18 protein-coding genes are annotated in these 25,549 nt (G+C 47.4%); 14 read left to right on the top strand and 4 right to left on the bottom strand.

Annotated elements, in window-relative coordinates:
• The first annotated feature begins 9 nt into the window (after window positions 1–9).
• The 6 genes from tatA (at window position 10) to sprA (ending at window position 13,177) form a co-directional block, all read left to right on the top strand.
• Window positions 10–180, top strand: coding sequence for a twin-arginine translocase TatA/TatE family subunit (gene tatA / locus ABIX36_RS23710; protein ID WP_191190250.1), 171 nt, complete (start codon window positions 10–12; stop codon window positions 178–180).
• A gap of 102 nt (window positions 181–282) precedes the next feature.
• Window positions 283–1,707, top strand: a complete 1,425-nt coding sequence (gatA, locus tag ABIX36_RS23705; RefSeq protein WP_348084648.1) for an Asp-tRNA(Asn)/Glu-tRNA(Gln) amidotransferase subunit GatA — start codon at window positions 283–285, stop codon at window positions 1,705–1,707.
• A gap of 61 nt (window positions 1,708–1,768) precedes the next feature.
• On the top strand, window positions 1,769–3,016 hold the full coding sequence (locus ABIX36_RS23700) for a transglycosylase SLT domain-containing protein (protein ID WP_348084647.1): 1,248 nt from the start codon (window positions 1,769–1,771) through the stop codon (window positions 3,014–3,016).
• A gap of 107 nt (window positions 3,017–3,123) precedes the next feature.
• Window positions 3,124–5,427, top strand: a complete 2,304-nt coding sequence (locus ABIX36_RS23695; RefSeq protein ID WP_348084646.1) for an NADP-dependent malic enzyme — start codon at window positions 3,124–3,126, stop codon at window positions 5,425–5,427.
• A 3-nt stretch (window positions 5,428–5,430) separates the two neighbouring features.
• Window positions 5,431–6,015, top strand: coding sequence for a Holliday junction branch migration protein RuvA (ruvA, locus tag ABIX36_RS23690; RefSeq protein ID WP_348084645.1), 585 nt, complete (start codon window positions 5,431–5,433; stop codon window positions 6,013–6,015).
• A gap of 22 nt (window positions 6,016–6,037) precedes the next feature.
• Window positions 6,038–13,177 carry a cell surface protein SprA gene (sprA, locus tag ABIX36_RS23685; protein ID WP_348084644.1) on the top strand — a complete coding sequence of 2,380 codons (7,140 nt, stop codon included), beginning with the start codon at window positions 6,038–6,040 and terminating at the stop codon, window positions 13,175–13,177.
• Between the two features lie 198 nt (window positions 13,178–13,375).
• Here sprA and ABIX36_RS23680 read toward each other — a convergent pair whose 3' ends face one another.
• Window positions 13,376–14,803, bottom strand: a complete 1,428-nt coding sequence (locus tag ABIX36_RS23680) for an L-serine ammonia-lyase (RefSeq protein WP_348084643.1) — start codon at window positions 14,801–14,803, stop codon at window positions 13,376–13,378.
• A gap of 111 nt (window positions 14,804–14,914) precedes the next feature.
• On the opposite strand from ABIX36_RS23680, the gene ABIX36_RS23675 reads away from it, so the two are divergent.
• Together ABIX36_RS23675 and ABIX36_RS23670 are read left to right on the top strand one after the other, a co-directional pair.
• Entirely contained in the window at window positions 14,915–15,367 is a 453-nt protein-coding gene (locus ABIX36_RS23675; protein WP_348084642.1) for a DUF5684 domain-containing protein, read from the top strand.
• Window positions 15,367–15,705: a DUF2752 domain-containing protein gene (locus tag ABIX36_RS23670; RefSeq protein ID WP_348084641.1), complete on the top strand. Its 339-nt coding sequence runs from the start codon at window positions 15,367–15,369 to the stop codon at window positions 15,703–15,705. Before ABIX36_RS23675 ends, ABIX36_RS23670 begins: the two co-directional genes overlap by 1 nt.
• Here the strand turns inward: ABIX36_RS23670 and ABIX36_RS23665 are convergent.
• On the bottom strand, window positions 15,700–16,431 hold the full coding sequence (locus tag ABIX36_RS23665; RefSeq protein WP_348084640.1) for an RDD family protein: 732 nt from the start codon (window positions 16,429–16,431) through the stop codon (window positions 15,700–15,702). The genes ABIX36_RS23670 and ABIX36_RS23665 overlap by 6 nt on opposite strands.
• Window positions 16,432–16,528: 97 nt before the next feature.
• Here ABIX36_RS23665 and ABIX36_RS23660 point away from each other — a divergent pair, with 97 nt between their 5' ends.
• The 6 genes from ABIX36_RS23660 to ABIX36_RS23635 are packed head-to-tail and all read left to right on the top strand — an operon-like array spanning window position 16,529 to window position 22,640.
• Window positions 16,529–17,479 carry a stage II sporulation protein M gene (locus tag ABIX36_RS23660; RefSeq protein ID WP_348084639.1) on the top strand — a complete coding sequence of 317 codons (951 nt, stop codon included), beginning with the start codon at window positions 16,529–16,531 and terminating at the stop codon, window positions 17,477–17,479.
• The gene (locus ABIX36_RS23655; protein WP_348084638.1) at window positions 17,469–18,356 is read left to right on the top strand and encodes a hypothetical protein; all 888 of its coding nucleotides are present in this window, start codon (window positions 17,469–17,471) and stop codon (window positions 18,354–18,356) included. Before ABIX36_RS23660 ends, ABIX36_RS23655 begins: the two co-directional genes overlap by 11 nt.
• On the top strand, window positions 18,357–19,142 hold the full coding sequence (locus tag ABIX36_RS23650) for a DUF4129 domain-containing protein (RefSeq protein ID WP_348084637.1): 786 nt from the start codon (window positions 18,357–18,359) through the stop codon (window positions 19,140–19,142).
• The gene (locus tag ABIX36_RS23645; protein ID WP_348084636.1) at window positions 19,139–20,320 is read left to right on the top strand and encodes a DUF4350 domain-containing protein; all 1,182 of its coding nucleotides are present in this window, start codon (window positions 19,139–19,141) and stop codon (window positions 20,318–20,320) included. Before ABIX36_RS23650 ends, ABIX36_RS23645 begins: the two co-directional genes overlap by 4 nt.
• On the top strand, window positions 20,310–21,287 hold the full coding sequence (locus ABIX36_RS23640) for a MoxR family ATPase (RefSeq protein ID WP_348084635.1): 978 nt from the start codon (window positions 20,310–20,312) through the stop codon (window positions 21,285–21,287). The genes ABIX36_RS23645 and ABIX36_RS23640 overlap by 11 nt, the downstream gene beginning before the upstream one ends.
• A gap of 6 nt (window positions 21,288–21,293) precedes the next feature.
• Window positions 21,294–22,640 carry a DUF58 domain-containing protein gene (locus ABIX36_RS23635; protein ID WP_348084634.1) on the top strand — a complete coding sequence of 449 codons (1,347 nt, stop codon included), beginning with the start codon at window positions 21,294–21,296 and terminating at the stop codon, window positions 22,638–22,640.
• A gap of 100 nt (window positions 22,641–22,740) precedes the next feature.
• On the opposite strand, the gene ABIX36_RS23630 is transcribed toward ABIX36_RS23635, so the two are convergent.
• Both ABIX36_RS23630 and groL read right to left on the bottom strand, forming a co-directional pair.
• Window positions 22,741–23,526, bottom strand: coding sequence for a mechanosensitive ion channel family protein (locus tag ABIX36_RS23630; RefSeq protein ID WP_348084633.1), 786 nt, complete (start codon window positions 23,524–23,526; stop codon window positions 22,741–22,743).
• A gap of 356 nt (window positions 23,527–23,882) precedes the next feature.
• Window positions 23,883–25,520 carry a chaperonin GroEL gene (gene groL / locus ABIX36_RS23625; protein ID WP_348084632.1) on the bottom strand — a complete coding sequence of 546 codons (1,638 nt, stop codon included), beginning with the start codon at window positions 25,518–25,520 and terminating at the stop codon, window positions 23,883–23,885.
• Window positions 25,521–25,549: the final 29 nt, after the last annotated feature.

Below are 25,549 nucleotides of genomic sequence, written 5' to 3'. Positions count from 1 at the left end.
CTTAAGAAAATGGGATTAGGCGCACCAGAAATTATTCTGATCATTATCGCAATACTAATATTATTTGGCGGTAAAAAAATTCCTGAACTGATGAAAGGTTTGGGTAAAGGCGTAAAAGAATTTAAAGACGCGCAGAACGGCGAAAATACTACAGCTTCAGAAGAAAAATCGAAGTTATAATTGCCGGTTTCTTATTGGGCAGCATTGTAGCTGTTTAAACTTATAAAACTTATCTGTTGAAATAGTTATGCTTCGACGGATAAGTTTTTTATTTTAGGCCCCATGTCTAAAGATTTTTCCTCTTACAAGGATATTAAGAGAGGGTTACAAAACGGAACGGTTACAGCCGAAAGCCTGGTAAAAGGTTACTTGCAGCAGATCAAGGCAAATGCCCGTTTAAATGTTTTTAACGAGGTTTTTGACCAGGAAGCGCTTGCTTCGGCCAAAACTGTTGACGCGCGCATAAAAAACGGTACCGCCGGTAAACTGGCCGGTATGGTTATCGCTATAAAGGATAATATTTGTTACAAAGATCATAAGGTAACAGCATCTTCGCGCATCCTGGAGAATTTCACCTCCATTTATTCATCAACTATTGTAGAGCGTTTATTAGCCGAAGATGCCATCATCATTGGCCGGTGCAATTGCGATGAATTTGCCATGGGCGCAGCCAACGAAAACTCTTTTTTTGGGGCGGTAAAAAACTTTGCCGACGAAACACGGGTTTCTGGTGGTTCATCCGGTGGTTCGGCAGTGGCCGTGCAGGCTGGCATGTGCCATGCCGCGATAGGTACCGATACGGGTGGTTCGGTTAGGCAGCCCGCGTCGTTTTGCGGGGTAGTGGGCTTTAAGCCATCCTACGGACGGATCTCCAGGCACGGGATCATCTCCTATGCTTCCTCGTTCGACCAGGTGGGCACGCTCACCAAATCGGTTGACGACGCCGCCTTACTTTTCGAAATAATGGCCGGCGCCGATGAGTTTGACGGCACATTGTCGCAAAAGCCTGTCCCAAAGGCCAATGCCCATACCAAAGATACCGGCAAAAAGAAGATCGCCTATTTACAGGAAGCATTATCCAGCCCCGGTGTGGATGCCGATGTGAAAAATACGCTCATCAACTCCATAGAAAAACTAAGGGCAGACGGGCATGTGGTGAAAGCCATTTCCTTTGAATATTTAGAATACCTGGTACCTGCATACTACATTCTGGCCATGGCCGAGGCATCCAGCAACCTGGCACGTTACGATGGAGTGCACTACGGCTACCGCAGCCCCAACGCGACCGATCTTACCTCCACTTATAAGCTTTCCCGTTCGGAAGGGTTTGGCAAAGAAGTAAAACGCCGCATTATGCTGGGCACATTTGTTTTAAGTGCAGGTTACTACGATGCCTATTACGCCAAGGCCCAAAAAGTACGCAGGCTCATCAAAGATCAAACTAATAAGATTTTGGAGGAGTATGATTTCCTGCTCACCCCAACCGCTCCCGAACCTGCTTTCCCGATAGGAAAAAAGGAAAAGGACCCGGTGGTAACCTACCTGTACGACATTTTTACAGTACAGGCATCGCTGGCCGGTTTGCCCGCCATCTCGCTGCCTACAGGCAATAACAGTAAGGGTTTGCCGTTAGGTTTGCAGCTATTAGGCAAGGGTTTTGCCGAGGAAGAACTGTTGAATTTCTCTGAATATTTCCTGCAGCTATAGAAAGTTTATACATTAGTAAATAATTTTCCGGCGGCCTCTTCTGCCGGGTATAACCTAATTTATGAAGAAATTCTTTACGTTTATTATCTGCGTGGCAGCACTGCAGCTAATGAATGCGGATAGTTTGTATGCTCAATCGTTCAATGCAGATACTGCTGCGCTGCTGCCTGTAAAAGAGGTAGCGGTTTCCAAATACCAGGATGTTATTTTTAAGCGCCGGCTGGATTCTATCCAAAAGGATGTGCCGCTGGATTATAACGGCTACGTGCAGGGTTATATAGATGTTTATATGAGCCGCCGCGATGAGATAGGCCGTTTCCTGGGCCTCTCCAAATATTACTTCCCCATTTACGAAAAGGCTTTCCGCGACGCGGGGGTGCCCGAAGAGATCAAATACCTTTCGATAGTAGAATCGGCCCTGAACCCGAATGCGGTATCGCGAGTGGGTGCTGCCGGTCCATGGCAGTTCATGTCTGAAACGGCGAAGATCTACCACCTGAAAATGAACGACTATGTGGATGAGCGCCGCGACCCCGTGCAATCCAGCCAGGCAGCTGCTGCTTACCTGCGCGATGCCTATCAGCAATTTGGCGACTGGCTGCTGGCCATAGCATCATACAACTGCGGAAAAAGCAATGTGGAGAATGCCCTTGCCAAAACTGGCGCCACCGATTACTGGTCTATCCGCCAGTTATTACCAGCCGAAACGCGCGGCTATGTACCGGCTTATATTGCTATTACCTACGCCATGAATTATTACAAGCGCCACGGTATTTACCCTCAGCCCACGGATATCCCGATGGAAAACGATACAGTTAGCGTGAACCGCTTAGTGCCCATGAGCCGGATAGCCACCGCTTTGGGGATGGACCTGAAGGATGTAGTTACCCTCAACCCAAGTTATCGGATGCTCATCGTTAACGGCTCGTCTGCCGCGCCGCGCAGGATTTTGGTACCGCGTAACCGTAAAGACCGTTTTACCATTTTAGCGCAGGCAGTAGATAACCCTAATTATGTGATACCAGCGTACCGGCCTGTTTACGTAGCACCGCCAGTAAAGACAAGGTCAGGTGCAGTTGCAGCGGCGGTATCGCCGGGAGTTCAAAACGCGGCTGCCCAAACCGGTACAATAGTGCCCATGGCTAATATGCCCCAATACCATACAACGGTAAAAGGCGATACCCTGGCAACTATAGCCGCAAAATATGGGCTTAAGGTAGAAGACCTGATGGCCTGGAATAAACAATTGGGCAATAATAAAAACATACCCCTGGTTGCCGGGCTTACTGTTAACCTAAACAGGGGATAAAGAATATACAATAGTGGCCGGGTTTCGATGTATTTCGAAACCCGGCCTTTTTTATTACCAGCTTTCAAAAAAAGTAATCGTAATTTTGAGGGCTTGAATTAGAGAAGATGAATAAACAAAATCGTAAACAAGACGCCTTAAATTACCACTCCAAAGGCCGCCCGGGTAAAATACAGGTAGTGCCAACCAAGCCCACCAATTCTCAACGAGATTTAACTTTAGCTTACTCGCCGGGTGTTGCAGAGCCTTGCCGCGCTATAGCCGAAAACGTGGATGATGTATATAAATACACCGCTAAAGGCAATCTGGTAGCTGTTATCAGCAATGGTACAGCGGTACTTGGTCTGGGCAATATTGGCCCTGAGGCCAGTAAACCGGTAATGGAGGGGAAAGGCCTGCTGTTTAAAATTTATGCCGATATCGATGTGTTCGATCTGGAGATAAATGCAAAAACGGTTGATGAATTTGTAACGATAGTAAAAGCGCTGGAGCCAACCTTCGGCGGTATAAACCTCGAGGATATATCTGCCCCAACCTGCTTTGAGATAGAGCGCAGGCTAAAGGCGGAAATGAAGATCCCCGTAATGCACGACGATCAGCACGGTACGGCCATCATATCGGGCGCGGCTTTAATGAACGCCTGCGAGATCCAGGGTAAAAAACTGGATAAGATAAAAATGGTAGTGAATGGCGCGGGTGCCGCAGCTGTTTCCTGCTCAAAAATGTACCTGTCGCTTGGGGTGAAGAAAGAAAACCTGGTGATGTTTGATATCAACGGCGTGCTGGATACCAGCCGTACCGACCTGGACGACATCCGCATGGAGTTTGCCACCGAGCGTAAGGATGTTAAAACCCTTGCCGATGCCATGAAGAATGCCGACGTATTTGTGGGCCTTTCGGCAGGTAACGTGGTTACCCCGGCAATGCTGGTGAGCATGGCTAAAAACCCTGTGGTATTTGCCATGGCCAACCCCGAGCCCGAGATCAGCTACGATTTGGCAGTTGCCGCCCGTAAGGATATTATTATGGCTACCGGCCGTTCTGATTTCCCTAACCAGGTGAACAACGTATTGGGTTTCCCTTACATTTTCCGCGGAGCGCTTGATGTAAGGGCAACCGCCATTAACGAAGAAATGAAGATTGCAGCGGTACACGCTATAGCCGAAATGGCTAAAAAGCCAGTACCAGAGGCGGTTAACTTAGCATACAATATTACCAACCTCAAATTCGGCAGGGATTATATCATTCCTAAACCGATGGATCAGAGACTGATCACCGAGGTGTCGTCGGCGGTGGCACGCGCGGCTATGGAGAGCGGTGTTGCCCGCAAAGGCATTACCGATTGGGATGCTTATAACGAAGAGTTGCTATCGCGATTGGGCACCAACAACAAACTGATGCGCGATATTACCAATAAGGCCAAGCAAGCGCCAAAACGCGTAGTATTTGCCGAAGCCGATACTTACAAAATATTACGTGCCGCCCAAATTGTAAAAGACGAAGGCATTGCAACGCCTATTCTTTTAGGTAATATCGAGAAGATAAAAGCCATTATGCGCGAGAACGAACTGGACCTTGGCGATGTGCAGATGATAGACACCCGCGACGATTGCGCGCGTTTACAGGAATTTACCGAGTTCCTGTTTAAGAAACGCCAGCGCCGCGGTCTTACCAAACAGGAAGCACGTAAAACCATCATCGACCGTAATTACTACGGTGCCTGTATGGTGCAGTTTGGCGAAGCGGATGCACTGATCTCCGGCTTAACAAAAAACTATGCGGATACGATAAAACCCGCGTTGCAGATCATCGGTACCGATGAGGGTGTTAACCGGGTTGCCGGTATGTACCTCATGATAACCCAAAAAGGGCCGGTGTTTTTTGGCGATACCACGGTAAACATCAACCCAAGCGTAGAAGAACTGGTAGATATTACGGTGCTGATAGAAAAAGCTGTATCGTACTTTATCCCTAAACCAAGGGTAGCGCTTTTATCTTACTCTAACTTCGGCTCCAATAAAGGCGAGATCCCCGAAAAAACCAGCGAAGCGGTAAGGATACTGCACCAAAGGTACCCCAACATGATAGTGGATGGTGAGATGCAGGCCAACTTTGCGCTCAACTCCGAGTTGTTGAAGGATAACTTCGAGTTCTCATCGCTCAACGGTAAGCCGGCCAATACTCTTATTTTCCCGGGACTGGCATCGGGTAACATCGCGTATAAATTATTGCAGGAAATTGGCGGCGCGGAAGCCGTTGGTCCCATTTTGTTGGGATTGAAAAAACCGGTGCACGTATTGCAATTGGGTAGCAGCGTACGCGAAATTGTGAACATGGTTACCATTGCGGTGGTAGATGCCCAGGAAAAAAGCCGTGCGGCAGCATCGCCAAAGGCACGTAAAGCAAAATAATATATGTACGATTATATTGAAGGTAAGCTGGCCTTTAAAAGCCCGGCGCATGTGGTTATTGATGCGGGGGGCGTTGGCTACCACATCAATATTTCGGTAAATACTTTTTCTCGCGTTGGCGATACGGAAAGGTGTAAGTTATACGTTTGGTTACATGTAAAAGAGGATGCGCACACCCTGTACGGTTTTGCCGATGAGGGCGAGCGCAAGCTTTTTTTGCACTTGGTTTCCATATCAGGCATAGGCCCCAACACTGCGCGCATGATGCTGTCGTCCATCACCCCCGATGAGATCCGCAACGCCATAGTACAGGGTAATGTTCCGCTTATTCAACGGATAAAAGGGATAGGGCCTAAATCGGCACAGCGCATTATTTTAGAACTTCAGGATAAACTTCGCAAGGAAGGCCCGGACACATTGACAGTCGTGTCAGGGTTAAAAACGGTAAAAGAAGAGGCGCTTTCAGCCCTTGTTATGTTAGGATTTGTGCGTAACGTTGCCGAGAAGGTATTGGATCAGGAGCTTAGCAAAAATACTGGCCCATTAACGGTAGAACAGCTTATTAAATTTGCGTTAAAAAGCTTATAATTACTTATAATAAAAATAACACTTGGTTAAAAATTTTACTTGTAAACTATTTATAGGTATACTTTTTTTATCCGCTTTTTGCGGAACAGGGAAACTATTAGCCCAGCAGCAAAGTACGGGGCAGCAACCAATACCCGGGCAAACAACCATACCACGCCCCGGCCAGCAGCAAACCACACCCCAAACACAACAATCAACACAAAATACGGCGCCTGCCGATACCACCAGGCCGCGTAACACAGCGCCCTTAAGCAACGCCCCCAAGCTAACCAAAACCCGTAACCAATGGGCATTGGAAGGCCTTTTTAACGTGGACCCACCGGGCGTAACGCGCACTGTGGAGTACGACCTGGCCACCAACACTTACATTATTTACAAAAAACTGGGGAACTTAAATTACGGTGTGCCTTTGTATTTAAGTCCTACCGAATACCTTAAGCTACAGCAAAAAGGCGTACAGCGCGAATACTATAAACAACTGGCAGACAATTACGCTTACGAATCGCAGCAGCCGGGGTTTATACCGCAAATAAAGATCCGCAGCAAAACGTTCGAGCAGATCTTTGGCAGTTCAAACATTAACATTCGCCCGCAGGGTTCGGCAGAGGTAATATTAGCAGGGCAGATCAATAAAAACGAAAACCCGCTTTTTAATACCCGCCAGCGCAGCCAGTTCAATTTTAATTTCGACCAGCGGATCCAGCTGAACGTAACCGGCGATATTGGCGATAAGCTGAAGATAAGCACCAACTACAATACTGAGGCCCAGTTTCAGTTTGAGAACCAGATCAAACTGGATTATACAGGCCATCCCGACGAAATTATCCAAAAAATAGAGGCCGGTACCGTGAGCATGCCCCTCAATACCTCGCTTATTACGGGCAGCCAGGCGCTTTTCGGTGTAAAAACAAAGCTGAAGTTTGGCAAGCTGGATATCACCACCATATTGTCGCAACAGCGCTCCCAATCAAAAAGTATTACCATTACCAATGGTTCGCAGCAGGGTAATATAGCGCTAACGCCCGCGGAGTACGAATCTAACAAGCACTATTTCCTGTCGCAATATTTCAGGAACAATTACAACCGGGCGCTGGCCAATATTCCCATCATCAGTTCTAATATCAACATCACCAAAATAGAGGTTTGGACAACCAACCGCACCAACGTTACTACCGATAGTCGCGATATATTGGGCTTCTTGGATCTGGGCGAGAACAGGCCATACAATACTGCGTTGGTACAGGGCGGCCCCGGCTTTAGCGGGTTACCGGCGGGCTTCCAAGGGCCGGGCTTTACACAGCAATCAAACAACCTGTTGCAAAATTTGCCATCAACGGCACACATCACCAACTCTAACGACGTTGCCAACTATTTTCGCGCAACGGGCGCAACAGATAACTACGCCAAACTAACCTACGCCCGCAAACTTACCGAGAAGGAGTACACCCTGCATCCGCAATTGGGTTATATCTCGTTGAATTACCCGCTTAATAATGATGAGGTGCTGGCGGTTGCCTACCAGTACTCGTACAACGGGCAGCAGTACCAGGTGGGGGAGTTCAGCAGCGATGTTGCGGTTGACCCGGCTACACCAAAATCGCTTTTTGTAAAATTATTAAAAAACGAACTGCTGAAAACCAACCTGCCAACCTGGGATCTGATGATGAAAAATATCTATTCGCTTGGCGCGTATGGCATCAGCCCGTCCAACTTTAAGTTGAACATTAGCCGTTTGGATGATAAATCGGGGATAGAGAAAACTATAATGGACGAGGGTACCAATACCAAAAGCAAGCGCTGGCTGCAGCTAACCAGCGTGGATAACCTCGATCAGCAGAATGATAAGCGGCCCGACGGTTACTTCGACTTTTTAGAGGGCATCACTATTGATTCGCAGAACGGGCGCATCATGTTCCCGGTTATCGAGCCCTTCGGATCGGATCTGGCCAGGCAATTCACCGCGGGCGAACAGGACCTGGTGAGCCGGTACGTTTACCAGCCGCTGTACGATTCTACCAAAACCATCGCGCAGCAATTATTCCCTAAGCTAAACAGGTACCTTATAAAAGGCACCTACACCTCCACGCAAGGCTCGGAATATCAGCTGAACGCCGTGAATATTCCGCAGGGTTCGGTTGTGGTTACAGCTGGTAATTTAAAACTGAATGAAGGTGCTGATTACACGGTTGATTACAGCTCGGGCCGGATCCGGATCCTGAACCAGGCTTTGCTTTCATCGGGCCAGCCTATCAACATCAAAATAGAAAATAACGAATTGTTTGGCGTTCAGCAGAAATCGCTTTGGGGTACCCGCTTGGATTACCGTGCAAGTAACAAACTTGCCCTGGGTGCCACCTTTATGCACCTTACCGAACAGCCCATTACGCAGAACGAGCTGGTGGGAGAGGAATCTATCTCTAACAGTATCTTTGGGTTCGATGCCAATTACACCACAACATCCAGGCTTTTAACAAGGCTGGTGGATAAAATACCTTTTATAAACACCAAAGCGCCATCGACAATCAACCTGAGCGGCGAGTTTGCCAAACTAATGCCGGGTAGCCCAGGCGCTTTAAACTTTGCAGGATCGAAGAACGGGACTTCTTATCTGGACGATTTTGAGAACAGCCGTTCGGTTATCGATATAAAAAGCGCGGTGAGCTGGCAAATTGCCGGTACACCGCAGATGTTCCCCGAATCGCAGTTGTTTAATGATCTGAGTTATGGCTACAACCGCGCACGGCTGGCCTTTTACAATATCGACCCCATATTTTACACCAGCGCGGGCAATATCCCCGTAAACCGTACCGACTTGTCCAACCATTACGTAAGGCAGGTGATAGAGCAGGAGGTGTTCCCGTACAAGCAGTCGGTAACCGGGCAGCCGCTTACGTTATCAACGCTTAACCTTGCCTTTTATCCAACCGTACGCGGGCAGTATAACTATACTACATCGGGTATCAATGTGGATGGTTCTTTACAAACTCCGAAAAACCGCTGGGGCGGCATCTTCCGCAAGCTGGAGACCAACGACTTTGAATCGCTGAATGTTGGGTACATTGAGTTTTGGGTGCTCGATCCTTTTATTTACAAACCGGCCTCTCAAGGTGGTGATCTCTATTTTAACCTCGGGAGCGTATCTGAGGATATCCTGAAAGATGGCCGCAAAAGTTTAGAGAACAGCCTGCCCGTTGATGGCGCTACCGATAAAACCGACGAAACCGTTTGGGGCAGGGTATCCAAACTGCAGCCGGTAATAAACGCGTTTGACAATAACCCCGATTCGCGCCGTTTGCAGGATATTGGTTTAGATGGACTGAATGACACGGATGAGCAATCGAAATTTGTCAATGTGGTAAACCAGGCCAAGGCGGTATTGAGTCCTCAGGCCGCAACCGCATTCACTGCCGACCCTTCATCAGATGATTACCGCTACTACCAGGGCCCCGAACTTGACCAGGCGCGTGCCGGTATTTTAGAGCGCTACAGTCGCTACAACGGTACAGAAGGCAACTCCAAAACCGCGGAGCAATCGCAGGCGGAACTTGGCCTGCAAACATCGGCCTCCACTTCCCTGCCGGATGGTGAGGACATTAACAAGGATAATAACATGAGCCAAACGGATGAGTATTTCCAATACCGGGTATCCATCCGCCCGCAGGATATGCTGGTTGGCCAGAACTATATCAGCGATAAAGTAACCTCCAATGTAAAGCTGGCCAATGGCCAAACAGAAGCGGTTACATGGTACCAGTTCAGGATTCCGATAACCGATTACCAGAGCAAAGTAGGCAACATCCAGGATTTTAAAGCCATCCGCTTTATGCGCATGTTCATGACCAACTTTGCCGATACCTCGGTATTGCGCTTTGCCACCATGCAACTGGTACGCGGCGAATGGCGCAGCTTTAACGCCGAGAATAACCCGCTGAACATCATTGCCGACCCAGCCATTCAAAACCCAACGGTAGACAACTCCGAACTGGATGTGCAGGCCGTGAATATTGAGGAGAACGGTAACCGCACCCCAATACCTTACGTGGTGCCACCGGGTATTAACCGCCAGCGTAACTACAATAACCTGCAAACTGATACCAAGCTGAACGAGCAATCGCTGTCGTTAAAGGTGACCAACCTGCGCGACGGCTACTCGAGAGCGGCTTTCAGAACATTTTTTAATGATCTGCGATCGTACAAAAAGATCCAGATGTTTATTCACGCCGAGGGCGACCTGTTGAAAGATAACGATGTGAATGCCTTTATTCGCCTCGGGGTTGACTACCAGGATAACTTTTACGAATACGAAGTGCCCCTGGCCGTTACACAACCCGGCACCCGCGACGCCGCCGCTATATGGCCCGCAGGTAACGAACTCAATCTGCAACTCGACTTGCTTACCAGTGCCAAGCTTGCCCGTAACAACGCCAAGCTAAACGGGTTGCCTTGGCCGTTTACTACCCCGTTTGTTTACACCGACGGGCATAACAAAGTAACTATTAAAGGCCAGCCCGATCTGAGCCGCCTGCGAACCATTATGGTGGGTGTGCGCAACCCCTACAAAGGCAATAATGCCGGTGCCGACGACGGGCTTGATAAAACAGGTACCGTTTGGTTTGATGAATTGCGACTGACGGATTTTGACCAGCGAGGTGGTTGGGCAGCTACGGCAAGGGCCGATTTTGCCCTGGCCGATTTTGCCAACATTACCCTATCGGGCAGTAAAAGTACGGTGGGTTTTGGTTCGCTGGATTCGCGCGTGAGCGACAGGAGCCGCAGCGATAACCAGATCTACGATATATCGGGCAGTGTGGAATTGGGCAAGTTCTTCCCGGCAAAAAGCGGGATCAAGATCCCGGCCTACATCAACGTGAGCAACCAGGTGGCCACCCCACAGTACGACCCACAATCGCCGGATGTGGAACTGAAGAAAACGTTGGCTGCCGCCCCTACTTCGCAAGCGAGGGATTCTATCCGGAACGTATCGGTAGATTACACCATGCGCAAAAGCATCAACTTTACCAACGTACATAAAGAGCGTACAAACCCAAGCTCGGCAGTACACGTATGGGATATTGAGAATTTTAACGCCACCTATGCTTACACAGAATACACCCACCACGATTTTATTATAGAAAGCGACCTTGCCCGCACTTACCGCGTAAGCCTGGCCTATAATTACAGCAACCAGCCAAAGTATTATACGCCTTTCGGGAAGATCATAAAAAGCAACCTGCTGGCTTTGGCAAGGGATTTCAACTTTAGCCTATTGCCATCGAGGTTGAATTTCGCAATCAATTTCGACAGGTATTATTCTGAGAACACACTGCGGAATAACGACCCGAACAACTTTATCCCTATCCCTACCAGTTTCAACAAAAACTTTAATATAACCCGGGTGTACGGTATCGGCTGGAACTTGTCGAAATCGCTGCAGATGGATATAGATGCCACCAACCTATCGGTAGTGGATGAGCCTGCGGGGCGTATCAATGGCTTAAAACGCGATACGCTTTGGGAAAACCTGAAAAGGCTGGGCCGTACTACCAACTACAACCACACCATCAACTTTAATTACACCACGCCGATAAACAAAATCCCGGGGCTGGACTGGACGGCGCTGATAGCGCGTTACAGCACCCATTTTAACTGGCAAACCCAGCCCGAATTCGCGATCAACAACCCGGATTATAACATTGGTAATAGCATCCAAAACTCGCGCACTATACAGCTAAACCCTACGCTAAACTTTACTGCGTTCTATAACAAGTTTAAGGCGCTGCGAAAAGGCAGTAACGATAAAGGCGGTGTGGCCGGTTTCTTCCTGGGGATATTAACCAGCGTAAAAAACGTGAGCGGTACCTATACCCGCACCGAGGGTACCTTTCTGCCGGGGTACTTACCACAGTCGAATTTCTTTGGACAGGATTTTTCTTACGACTCGCCGGGCATCGGCTTCTTGCTGGGCAGCCAGGCAGATCTGCGTAATAAAGCGATAGAGCGGGGATGGATCACCACCGATACTCTGCAAAATCAGCCATACGTAACCACCTTTAATTCCGACCTGCGTCTGCGTGGTATCATCGAACCCATCAAAGATCTGCGGATCGAATTGATCGCTTTTAAAACACAGGACCGTAACTATCAAACCAACTTTAAATACCTGGCAGCTACAAACAGTATTGAGAACCTGAGTCCTACAACATCGGGTACGTATAGTGTTTCTATTTTGTCGTTCGCCACGGCGTTTTCCAAATCAACAGGGATAAATAATACATCAACTACGTTCCAGCAGTTTTTAGATAACCGTGCCGTTATCTCCAAACGCCTTGGCGGTACCAACCCTAACTCCACCGGTACCACAAACGGTTTTGCAGATGGTTACGGCGCTAATGCCCAAAACGTGCTGGTGCCGGCTTTCCTGGCGGCTTACACTGGTAAAGATGCCGGAAGTTCGTCGCTAAGCCAGTTCCCGGAGACGCCTATCCCCAACTGGCAGATCAGTTACAGCGGATTGGGCAAGATGCCGTTCTTTACCGAAGTATTTGATTCCTTCGATCTGAGGCATGGCTACCGCTCATCGTATAACGTAAACGGGTACACCACCCTTTTGCAGTACCAGGCGGCCAATGGTGCTGTAAGTTCGCGCGATGCCAATACCGATTTCCTGCCTTTTTACCAGATGACACAGGTGAGCATTTTTGAACAGTTTGTGCCGCTTTTGGGTGTGGATGTGCGGTTTAAAAACAGCATGACGGCCAACATGGAGTACCGTAAAACGCGTACACTGGCACTAAGCCTGCTGAACAGTCAACTGGCCCAGCAAACCGAGAATATCATTGTATTTGGGTTTGGTTACCGACCAAAAAACTTCAGGATGCCATTTGGCTGGTTCGGGGGGAAAACGAATAACGATATTAACTTTAAGCTGGATGTTGCCGTCCGCGATAATAAAACGCTTATTTACCGTGCAGATATAGAAGCCGCGGAAGTATCATCAGGTGCAAAAAATATTACCCTGCGCCCGTCGATAGATTACGTGATCAACCAGCGCTTCAACCTCAATTTATTTTACGATAGCAATATTACCAAACCCTACACCTCGCAAACGTTCAATACCTCGTTCACCAACTTTGGTTTGAATTTGAAACTGTTGTTGCAGTAGGTGTCTGAATCAGAATTTACAGGATTTTAGAATTTTCAGAATACGGGTTTGTTGGTAGCCGACATTTCACTAATCGCTATGCTTAACTTATTTCAGCACCCCAAAGGACAAGTATACCTCATGGATGATCCGTGAGCACAGTTCGCCACAAATTCTATTCATTTAAAATCCTGTAAATTCTGATTCAGACAGACAACCCTAACACTCCGGCAAGCTGATGGGGATATTGATGGCCAGTCCGCCATCTGATGTTTCTTTGTATTTGGAGTTCATATCCAGAGCGGTTTGCCACATGGTACGCACTACGGCATCCAGGCTTACTTTGGCTTTATCGGGATTGCTTTGCAGGGCAAGCTGCGTGGCGGTGATAGCTTTTATGGCACCCATAGTGTTCCGTTCGATGCAAGGTACCTGCACCAGGCCGCCGATAGGGTCGCAGGTGAGGCCGAGGTGATGCTCCATGGCAATTTCGGCGGCCATTAAAACCTGGCGCTGGCTGCCGCCCAATACTTCGGTAAGCGCTGCCGCTGCCATGGCGGATGATACGCCGATCTCGGCCTGGCAACCACCCATAGCGGCAGATATGGTAGCCCCTTTTTTAAAGATGCTGCCTACCTCCGATGCGGTGAACATAAACTGGATGATGCGCTCCTCGTTAAAGCCATCGCAAAAACAAATAAAATACAGCAGCACCGCAGGGATAACCCCCGCCGCGCCATTGGTAGGCGCGGTAACCACGCGGCCAAAGCTGGCGTTCTCTTCGTTAACGGCCAGCGCGAAGCAGCTCACCCAGTCTAAAATATTCTGGAAGCTGTTGCCTGTTTCGCGGATGGCCGCTACCCATTCGGTGTAATTGCTGTAACTACGCCCGGCCAGTAATCGTTTATTTAAGGCGAAAGCACGACGAGCCACATTCAGCCCGCCGGGCAGGCTGCCGGTAGTATGGCAGCCACGGTACATGCATTCGGTCATTACCTTAAATATTTGCAGGGTGCCGTTACGGGTATCGGTTTCGCTGCGCCAGGCAAGTTCGTTTTCGGCTACAACTTCTGATATTTTGAGTCCGGTTTTTAGACACCAGTGCAGCAGGTCGCCGGCGGTATCTATTGGAAAGGGCAGGTCTACCTCGGCCTTGTGTGATGCATTCGCGCCTTCTTTTACCACAAAGCCGCCGCCGATGGAATAAAACGTTGCGGATACGGCTTTCCCGTTACTCAAAAAAGCCTGGAAGGTAACCGCGTTGGGGTGAAAGGGGAGGCTTTCGGTAAAGAGAAAAAGCATGTCGTCATCAAAATGAAAACTTACCTCTTTGGTGCCGCTAAGCATTAGTTTATGCCCGGTGGTGATTTCCGCAATTTTGCTGTTGATCTTATCTACCTCAAAGGTAACCGGGTCGTCGCCGCTTAAGCCAAGGAGGATGGCAATATCTGTACCGTGGCCCTTGCCGGTTTTGGCAAGCGAGCCGTAAAGCAAAACTTTAACCTCTACCACCAGGGGCAATGCCTCTTGTTCGGCAAGCAGGGCAACAAATTGCTGTGCCGCGCGCCATGGCCCAAGCGTATGCGAACTTGACGGGCCAATGCCGATCTTAAACATATCAAATACCGAAATTTGCTCTCTTTGCATCCTCACAAAACTAATGATAGTTAACAGAATATTTATTTGGGGAAACGCTTTTAAAATTAAGTTTCATTTAATAATTTAAACCAAACTTTAAAACTCAAAACCTTAACACAAATGGAAACGTACGACGCACAACAAACAGGGGTATTCTTCGTTTTTTTCGCAGCCATGTTCATACCAGTGATGATCGTCTCGCTGATCGTATTGATAGCTTATTGGAAAATATTCGAAAAGGCCGGCAAACCCGGTTGGGCGGCTATTGTGCCCATTTATAACATTATTGTACTGCTGGAAATTGTAGGTAAACCCCTTTGGTGGATCCTGCTATTGATCTTCCCCTGTACATCGCCCTTTATAGCCATATGGCTGATAAACCTGCTTAGCAAAAGCTTTGGCCAAAGTGAAGGGTTTACTATCGGGCTTATTTTTCTTCCTTTTGTGTTTTTTCCATTGCTGGGCTTTGGTAACTACCAGTACATTGGCCCGGCGGGTGCAGGCTTTGCAAGGAATGATACTTACGACCCTTCTATAAATTATAAAGACCCATTAAATCCTCCGCAGGCATAATGCGTTCATTATTATTTGCACCCTGCAGCATGGCTTTTACTACCTGGCTGCAGGGGCATTTACTTCCTTGTCCGTTTAAGTATTTTACGGGGATAGATTGCCCCGGTTGTGGTTTTCAACGCTCGGTTGTGGCACTCATGCAGGGGCAGTGGAGCGCAAGCCTGGCGCTTTACCCGGCTACTATACCCTTACTGCTGGCCATTATTTATACCCTTGCCGATAACTTCTTCAAGCTGGATACCCCAAAAAAGATCATCAAAACAAGCGCTTACATTACCGTTGCGAGTATAATGCTCATTAGCTACACCTTTAAAATGGCGCACCTTTACTGGTTATAAAACTTCGGCCTGGGTAGCGTAGAAGCTGTAATCTTTCCGCAGGGTTTGCAGGAATTTAAGGTCATTCATTTCCGGTGGGGCAGCTACACCCAGGTGATTTTTTATGCGTGTAGCCATGTTGTAAACCACCACGCTGTTGCCGGTTTTTACATAGGTGTTCACTACCTCATTTATCAGCTCGATATCCTGCTCGCTTAATTGGGCTGCGGCTGCAAATACGGGTTCGTAACCATCAGCCGCAGGCATAAACGCTACGTGGTTAATTTTTGTACGCGGGCTGGTGCGGATAAGGATGGTGCCGGCCACCAGGTCGCCAATGCGCTGTACCTTTTCGCTTATGGCGGCTACTACCAGGGCAATGGAGCCAAAACTCACTCCAAAATCAATTATCCGGAACAGCCACCTCAACAAATACTGACTAAACCGGGGCTGCGCCCCATCAAGGCTCACCACTTTTATCTTCATCACCTTTTTACCTACCGATTGCCCGTTCATAAAATACTCGCAAACGAGATCGTAAAAAACATAGGCAATGCCATAAATTACAATGAGTACGATGAGTGTGCTCTTCATGCCATCGAGGCTAATGCCGGTGATAATGAACAGGATATATAACAGGAAGAAGATGCCAAAATCAATAATACTTGCCACGATGCGTTCGCCCAGCCCGGCCAGTTCATAGTCGATATCGATGTTTTGCGAAGTGGTTATCCGTACGGTTTGCATGTTAACAAATATATATGCTCAATTTGCTGGTTTTTTGTTGAATTATAAAACTTTTGTAATTATTTTAACGCCATATTATTTAACCTGGGCCGGATTAATGCGCGAACCGATTTTTGTAAAACAGAATGCCAAAAAATGGGAGCGCTTTGAAAGTTCGCAGGGCCAGGGGCCGGACGAACTGGCAGATAGCTTTATCCAGATAACGGACGACCTGGCCTACGCCAAAACCTTTTACCCAAAATCAAAAACCACGGCCTATTTAAACGGGCTCGCGGGCAGGTTCCACCAATCCATCTATAAAAACAAAAGCGAAAAGGGCAATCGCTTTATTACCTTTTGGAAGTACGAGCTGCCGCTATTGTTTTACAAACACCGGAAACCTTTGTTGTATGCCTTCACCTTTTTTATGGTGTTTTGCCTTATAGGGTGGCTCTCGGCCATGTACGATGAAAATTTTGTGCGGTTGATACTTGGCGATGGATACGTAGATAAAACCAATGCCAATATTGCCCGCGGCGAGCCGTTTGGCGTTTACAACAGCGAATCGGAAGCTTTAATGTTTTTAGGTATAGCGGCCAATAACATTTATGTATCGCTGGTTACGTTTGTAAGCGGCATCATATTTTCGGTGGGCACGCTTTACCACCTGTTTCAAAACGGAATTATGCTGGGCGCGTTCCAATATTACTTTTTTAGTAAGGGCCTGGGCATGCAATCGGTATTAGTGATCTGGATCCACGGTACACTGGAGATTTCGGCCATTGTAATTGCCGGTGGAGCTGGGCTGGTAATGGGTAATAGCTTTTTATTCCCCAAAACCTACACCCGCATGGAATCGCTAAAGAAAGGCGCTGCCGATGGCATGAAGATAGCCATAGGGCTGGTGCCTATATTTTTAACCGCCGCCTTTTTTGAGGGCTTTGTAACCCGCCATACGCACATGCCCATCTGGCTCAGTATGAGCATACTGGGCGCTTCGGCTTTTTTCATCATTTGGTACGTGATCATATACCCCCGCAAAATTTATAATACAGCATATGGAACCTAATATAGAATTGGCCAAACCCCGCGATTTTGGCGAAATTATCAGCGACACGTTCATGTTTATCCGCCAAAATTTTAAAGGGCTGCTAAAAAGTTTTTTTATTTTCTGCGGATTTTTCCTGGTGGCGGGCGCGCTGGCCATGTGCATTATGCAATACAAAACCAACTACGCTACTACCCGGCAAGTTGCGGGCGTTGCTGCAGAGTTTGGGAATTTATCAGAGTTAGCTGTCAGTATTATAGGGGTTATGGTATTCGCGTTGCTAAGTTTTACTGCCAACCTTACCACCATTATTTGCTACGTAACCTTATACAAAAATAAAGCGAATACAGAACCTACAACAGAAGAGATGTGGGCCTATTTTAAGTACTATTTTTTAAGGGTACTTGGAGCCAGTATTGTGATTTGGTTGCTGCTGTCCGTAGGTTACATGGTATGCCTTATCCCGGGCATCTGGTTGTTCCCTATCCTGGGGCTGATATTCCCGATCATGATCATTGAGAATGCCAGCTTCGGTTATGCTTTTAGCCGCGCTTTTAAACTCATCAGCAATAACTGGTGGATAACCGCCGGCGCTGTATTTATTGTATGGCTCATAGCTTATTGTATGATGTTCTTCATTAGCCTGCCGCTATCGCTTGTAAATGTTTCCAGCATGTTGCTGCGCCCTCAGGTGATGCCAACTGTATCCATGGGCCAGATCGTGCTTGGCTCGGTGCTACAGCAACTGATGCAGGTGATATTGGTGATACCCACCGTGGGGATATGCCTTTGCTATTTTAACCTTACCGAAAGTAAGGACGGCACCAGCCTGCTGAACCGTATTGATAAATTTGGCGAACAAAATACACAACCCGACCTGCCATCTGAGGAATATTAAATGCTGCGTACCACCCTCCTGTTTGTTTTTTTGCTGATTGCCAACCTATGTTTTGCAGGCCCGGATACCGCGGCTGTGCTCAAAAAAGCGGTTGTTAAGAAAGACACGGTTGTGCGGAGTAAAAAGCCTGCGGTTATAATAACCGATACCACTACCCTTGAGCAACGGAGCCTGGACACTGCCGCCCTTAACAAATACAAAAAGTTACCCGAGTTTAAATACGAGGAAACGTACAATGGCCCATCGTGGTGGACCCGCTTCTGGCGTTGGTTTTGGGAGTGGCTTAGCCAATTGCTTGGCAGAGCCGGGAAGCATCCGGGGGCGTTGTCGGCATTCTTCGTGTTTTTGAAATACTTTTTTATTTTGGCTGGTGTTTCTGCGCTGGTGTTTTTAATACTGAAACTTTCGGGCATCAATATGCTGCACCTTTTCCGCAAAAAGCCTTACTCCACGCTGGCCTATTCCGAATCAGTAGAAAATATTCATGAGATCGATTTTGAGGCCGAAATAGAAAAAGCCATTGCGGTACATAATTACCGTTTTGCCGTGCGCCTGCTTTATCTTCGCAGCCTGAAACAGCTAAGCGATAACGGCCTCATCAACTGGCAGATCAATAAAACAAACACCAACTACGTATACGAGCTTAGCAACGCCGAGCAGCGCGAAGCTTTTAAACGGCTTACCCTGCAGTTTGAATACGTATGGTACGGCGATTTTTTAATAAACGGCGAGATCTTTAAAAGGATAAACGCGCTTTTCAATACTTTTAAAAGCAGCGCCGAATGAAAGATTTTAAATTATATATAGGTATCGCCTCGGCATTGCTGCTGGTTTACCTTATTGCGCAATACAATAAACCCAACCCGGTTAACTGGAGTACTACGCTCTACTATAACGACAAGATCCCCTTCGGTACTTTTGTGCTGTATGACCGCCTCAACGATTTTTTCCCCGACGCGGACGTAACCCGCACCAATCAATCGGCTTACAGCGTTTTTAGCGATACTACGATGATGCCCGGTAATTACCTCATCATCGCCAATAATTTGGAACTGAGTAAAGAGGATTATACCGAAATGGTAAAATACATCAGCGCCGGCAATTCGGTATTTATCAGTGTTTTCGATTTGGGGGGCATGATAACAGATACCCTGAAACTAAACCAGAGCGCCGAGTTTGGTAAAAAGGATGTCGGCGTAAACTTTACCAACCCAAAACTGGCTAAAAACTACACGTTTGATAAACACATAACCGATCAATACTTTAAAAAATTCGATACCACGAGGGCAACGGTCATTGGCCAGAATTCACTGGGCCACGCCAACTTCATCAGCTATACCTTTGGTAAGGGTAAATTGTTCCTGTTTGCCAATCCGCAGGTGTTTACCAATTATAGTCTGCTGAAACCCGCCAGCGCCGATTACGCGCAAAAGGCGCTTTCCTACCTGCCTGCCGGTGTTGATAATGTTTATTGGGACCAATTTCAAAACCACGATATCCCAACGGATGAGTCGCCTATGCGGGTGTTTTTCCAGCATGAGGCATTGCAATGGGCATACTACCTGGCTCTGGCCAGCATGTTGTTATTTGTTGTTTACGAAATTAAGCGCAGGCAGCGGATCATCCCGGTGATAGAACCGCTGAAGAACTCCACGCTGGAGTTTGTAACCGTGGTAGGCAAGGTGTACTACGAGCAACGCGACAACGGCAACATCGCGGCAAAAAAAATTATGTACTTTTCAGAACACCTGCGCACGGCCTTTAATCTTAAGGCAGGGGCATATAACCAGGAATTTATAACCCCGCTCGCCAATAAAACGGGCATCGACCTGTTGTTTGCGGGCGAGTTGGTTAGGCATATTAATTACCTGCTGCCGCAAAAGCAGGTTACCGACCATGAACTTATTGTACTAAACCAGTTAATAGAAAAATTTTATCTTCAATCCGGCTCACATGGAAAATGAAAACTTTGAACAACGAACAGACCTTAGCAAGCTAAGCAGCGCTGTTGCACAAATAAAAGCCACGCTCTCTAAAATTATTGTTGGGCAGCAACAGGTTATTGACCTGGTGATTGCCGGCATATTGGCCGACGGGCATATTTTGATAGAAGGGGTGCCGGGCGTAGCCAAGACGTTGACCGCTAAATTGATCGCCAAAGCCGTTGATGTAAAATACTCCCGCATCCAGTTCACGCCCGATCTGATGCCGTCTGATGTGTTGGGTACTTCGGTATTTAACCCCCAAACGGCAGGGTTCGAATTTAAACGCGGCCCGGTGTTCGGTAATATTATTTTGATAGATGAGATAAACCGCGCGCCTGCCAAAACACAATCGGCCTTGTTTGAGGTGATGGAAGAGCGCCAGATAACCATGGATAGCCACACCTACAAAATGGACGAGCCCTTTATTGTGCTGGCTACCCAAAACCCCGTAGAGCAGGAAGGCACCTACCGCCTGCCCGAAGCACAGCTGGATCGGTTCCTTTTTAAAATAGAAATTAAATACCCATCGCTGGAGGAGGAGATAGCCATTGTTACCCAACAGCATCAGCAAAAAACCGCGGATCAGCTGAGCGACATCAAACCTGTTTTGGGGGGCGAAGATATTATTGCCTTGCGCCAACTGGTGAGGGCGCTTTATGTGGAACCGAAAATACTGGCCTTTGCCGCGCAGATCATCCACGAAACACGCAACAACCGCTCGATCTACCTGGGTGGCTCGCCGCGCGCTTCGCTGGCTATTGTAAATGCTGCCAAAGCTATTGCCGCCATCAACGGGCGCGATTTTGTAACGCCGGATGATATTATTTTAGTTGCCGCCCCGGTATTGCGCCACCGCATTATGCTTACGCCCGATAAAGAGATGGAGGGGGTGTTGCCGGATGATGTAATTGCACAGATAATCCAAAAAATTGAGATCCCACGATAAACGCAGGTGAAGAAACTATTAGCGCTGTTTTATACCGATCTATTTTTAAGCGGCAGGCTCTTCCTGGCGCTGGCCTGTGGCGTTGTGTTCTTTTTGTTTTCGTTCTTCTTTCCATGGCTTGGCGACCTGCCCGAATTTTTCTTTTGGGGCCTGGTGTTGCTTACCCTTATCGACCTGGTAATGCTTTACCGTGTAAAGGATGCCATGTTTGCCAAAAGGCATGCACCCGAGCGCCTGAGCAACAGCGACGATAATGAGTTAGGCATCTATATAGAGAACCGTTATTCGTTTTCGGTATCGGCGGGTATTATCGATGAGATCCCAGTGCAGTTCCAGAAGCGCGACGTGTGGTTTAAAACGACTTTAAGTGCCGGCGAACACAAACTCATCAGCTATATACTAAGGCCGCTTAAACGCGGCGAATACGAGTTTGGGAGCATTAGGGTGTTTGTGCGTTCGCCGCTGGGCCTGGTGAGCAGGCGCTTTAACTTTGGGCAGGCAGAAATGCTGCCGGTTTACCCGTCGTTCCTACAAATGCGTAAGTATGAGTTGCTGGCCATATCAAACCGGCTGAGCGAGATCGGCATCAAAAAAATACGCAGGCTTGGACATAGCCTGGAGTTTGAGCAGATAAAGAACTATGTACCCGGCGATGACTACCGCAACATCAACTGGAAGGCTTCGGCGCGCCAGGGCAGCCTAATGACTAACTCCTACACCGACGAAAAATCGCAGCAGGTGTATTGCGTGATAGATAAATCGCGCGCCATGAAGATGCCGTTTGAAGGCCTGAGCCTGCTGGATTACGCCATTAACGCCAGCCTGGTGCTAAGCAACGTGGCCCTGTTAAAAGAGGATAAGGCTGGGCTGATCACTATTGCCGAGAAAATCGGCTCGGTAATACCGGCCGACAAAAAGCATACGCAGATAAACAAGATCCTGGAGATATTATATAAAGAGAAAACCCGCTACCTGGAAACCAATATGGAGGCGCTTTACAGCACTATTCGTAATGTGGTAAAACAGCGCAGCCTGATTGTGTTCTTTACCAATTACGAAAGTTTGCCCGCTATGCAAAGGCACCTTCCGTTTTTAAAACGGATCTCGAGGTTTCACTTGCTGCTGGTGGTTTTCTTTGAGAATACCGAGCTAAAGCAGGTGAGCGAGCAGCCCGCCAGGGATGTGGAGGAGATATACATCAAAACCATCGCGGAAAAATTCGCCTACGATAAAAAACTCATCGTAAAAGAACTGGCCGCCCACGGCATCCAATCCATCCTCAGCACCCCGCAAAATTTGACCATTAATACCATAAACCGGTATTTGGAGCTGAAAGCTAAGCAAAGGATTTAGAGGGGAAGTAGAGTCAGGAGACAAGAACCAAGATACAAGACGAAAGCAGTTTTCCTCCTTTTTCTTTCTTGATTCTTGTCTCTTATTTCTTGATTCTAAGCTAAACTCCTGGCAGCTTAACCCCGGCTTCGGCGAGGCCGATGACGATGCGTTCCTGTAGCTCAATTTTGGTGGAGAGGAAGTTGGCGGGTTCTACCCAAACGTTTATAGTAAATTTTACACCGTCAATTTCCAGCCCTACTACGCCAACGCGGGTTGCGGGTTCGTGCAATATGGCGGGTATCGCTTTTATAGCATCATTGATGATCTGTTTAACCTGCGGAACTGGTGCGGCGTAACCCAGCTTTATTTCAAAATCGAGCCTGCGGCGTCCCTCCCGGGTTACGTTTACAATTACTTCGTTAAAAAGCTTGCCGTTGGGGATGATCACCGTTTTGTTATCGGCAGTAATAAGCACCGTGTAAAAGATCTGTATAGAGGTAACCCTGCCGTCCTGCCCCTGGGCAACAATGCTATCGTCTATCTCGAAAGGCTTTAGTAATAAAATGAGCACCCCGCCAGCGAAGTTTTGAAAGGTGCCCGACAAGGCCAAACCTGCCGCCACACTGAACGCGCCAATAATAGTAGTGAATACGGTCAGTTCGAAACCGATGATATTCATTACAAATATGATGAGCAGTACGTAAAGGGCGGTAATTGTAAGGCTTAAAAAGAATGGCCGTAAAGATGAATGAACCGCATTGCGATCCATCCGGGTATGGAGGCGGCCCTTTAAGAACCTGATAAACCATAAACCGACAAAAAAGGCAATGATACCGGCGGCGTAGTTAGGCCCCCTGTGTATTAACCAAACGTGAAATGCGTTATAAAATTCTTTTAGCTCCATAGCGGAGCAAAATTATAGATTTTTCGCTGATTAGCTATAGATGGCCACGAATAGCTCCGGGCCTTTAAACAGTACCCATTCAACTATGCGGCTGTGGATCTGTGTTTTTTTATTTCTGAGGTTTTTCATAATACTGTGGGATATTCAAACGCTGTGCCTAATAAGCCCATTAACAGTATGATGACGAAAATTTCACCTAACACGTTACAATCGCCCTCAAAAAAGCAAAAAGAGCGGTATATCAATTGATTGTACCCATTTCATACGGATAAAATAGTGTCCAAAATAAAACCCCTGTCTATTTTATTAGACAGAGGTTTTAAAATTTTATTCTCCCTTTAGGGGGTTAGGGGGCATTACATCATGCCGCCCATGCCGCCGCCGCCCATAGGTGGCATGCCGCCGCCTTTTTCGTCTTCCGGATCGTCTGCCAACACACACTCGGTGGTTAACAACATCGATGCGATAGAAGCTGCGTTCTCTAATGCTACACGGCTTACTTTAGTTGGGTCGATAACACCGGCACCAATTAAGTTTTCGTAAACATCAGTACGTGCATTGTAACCGAAGTCACCTTTGCCTTCTTTAACTTTTTGTACTACGATAGAACCTTCCACACCTGCGTTTTGGCAGATCTGGCGAAGTGGCTCTTCGATAGCGCGGCGGATGATCTGGATACCAGTGTTCTCATCTTCGTTTGCGCCTTTAAGGTTGGTTAAAGCATCAACCGCACGGATGAATGCAACACCACCACCAGCTACAATACCTTCTTCTACAGCCGCACGGGTTGCATGTAAAGCATCGTCAACACGGTCTTTCTTTTCTTTCATTTCTACTTCAGAAGCAGCACCAATGTAAAGAACAGCAACACCGCCGCTTAATTTAGCTAAACGCTCTTGTAGTTTTTCTTTATCGTAATCAGAAGTAGTAGTTTCTATCTGCGCACGGATCTCGCCGATACGGCCTTTGATCAAGTCTGCATCACCATCACCATTAACGATAGTGGTGTTGTCTTTATCGATAGAAATTTTCTCAGCCTGGCCTAACATGCTCAGGTCAGCGCTTTCTAATTTGTAGCCTCTTTCTTCAGAGATAACGGTACCGCCGGTTAATACAGCGATATCCTCTAACATAGCCTTACGGCGATCGCCAAAGCCTGGTGCTTTTACCGCAGCAACTTTTAGTGAGCCACGGATCTTGTTAACTACCAAAGTAGCTAATGCTTCGCCATCAAGGTCTTCAGCAATAATTAATAATGGTTTGCCTGTTTGTACTTGTTTTTCCAGGATAGGAAGCAATTCCTTCATCGAAGAAATTTTCTTGTCGTAGATAAGGATGTATGGGTTATCTAACTCAACTTCCATTTTATCAGAATTGGTTACAAAGTACGGAGAAAGGTAACCACGGTCAAACTGCATACCTTCTACAGTTTTAACTTCAGTTTCAGTTCCTTTTGCTTCTTCCACGGTGATAACACCAGAAGTACCAACTTTTTTCATCGCGTCAGCAATCATCTCGCCAATAACTTCATCGTTATTTGCAGAGATAGAAGCTACTTGTTTGATCTTACCGAAATCGTCGCCAACATCTTGTTTTTGAGCTTTCAAATCAGCAACAACAGCAGCAACTGCTTTATCAATACCGCGTTTCAAATCCATTGGGTTAGCACCGGCTGCAACGTTTTTAATACCTGCAGTTACTATAGCTTGTGCCAAAACGGTAGCAGTAGTAGTACCATCACCTGCAATGTCAGCAGTTTTGGAGGCTACTTCTTTAACCATTTGCGCACCCATGTTTTCGATAGGGTCTTTCAGTTCAATTTCTTTAGCTACAGTTACACCATCTTTAGTGATAGCAGGTGAACCGAACTTTTTATCGATAATTACGTGACGACCCTTTGGGCCTAATGTTACTTTAACTGCGTTAGCCAAAATATCAACACCGCGCTTTAAAGCGTCACGTGCCTCAACATTATATTTAACTTGTTTTGCCATTGTCTTTTTTAATTTTGAATGATTGATTT

Source organism: Mucilaginibacter sp. (assembly GCF_039925265.1).
Classification (GTDB): Bacteria; Bacteroidota; Bacteroidia; order Sphingobacteriales; family Sphingobacteriaceae; genus Mucilaginibacter.
This window is presented reverse-complemented; position numbering and strand designations above follow the sequence as displayed.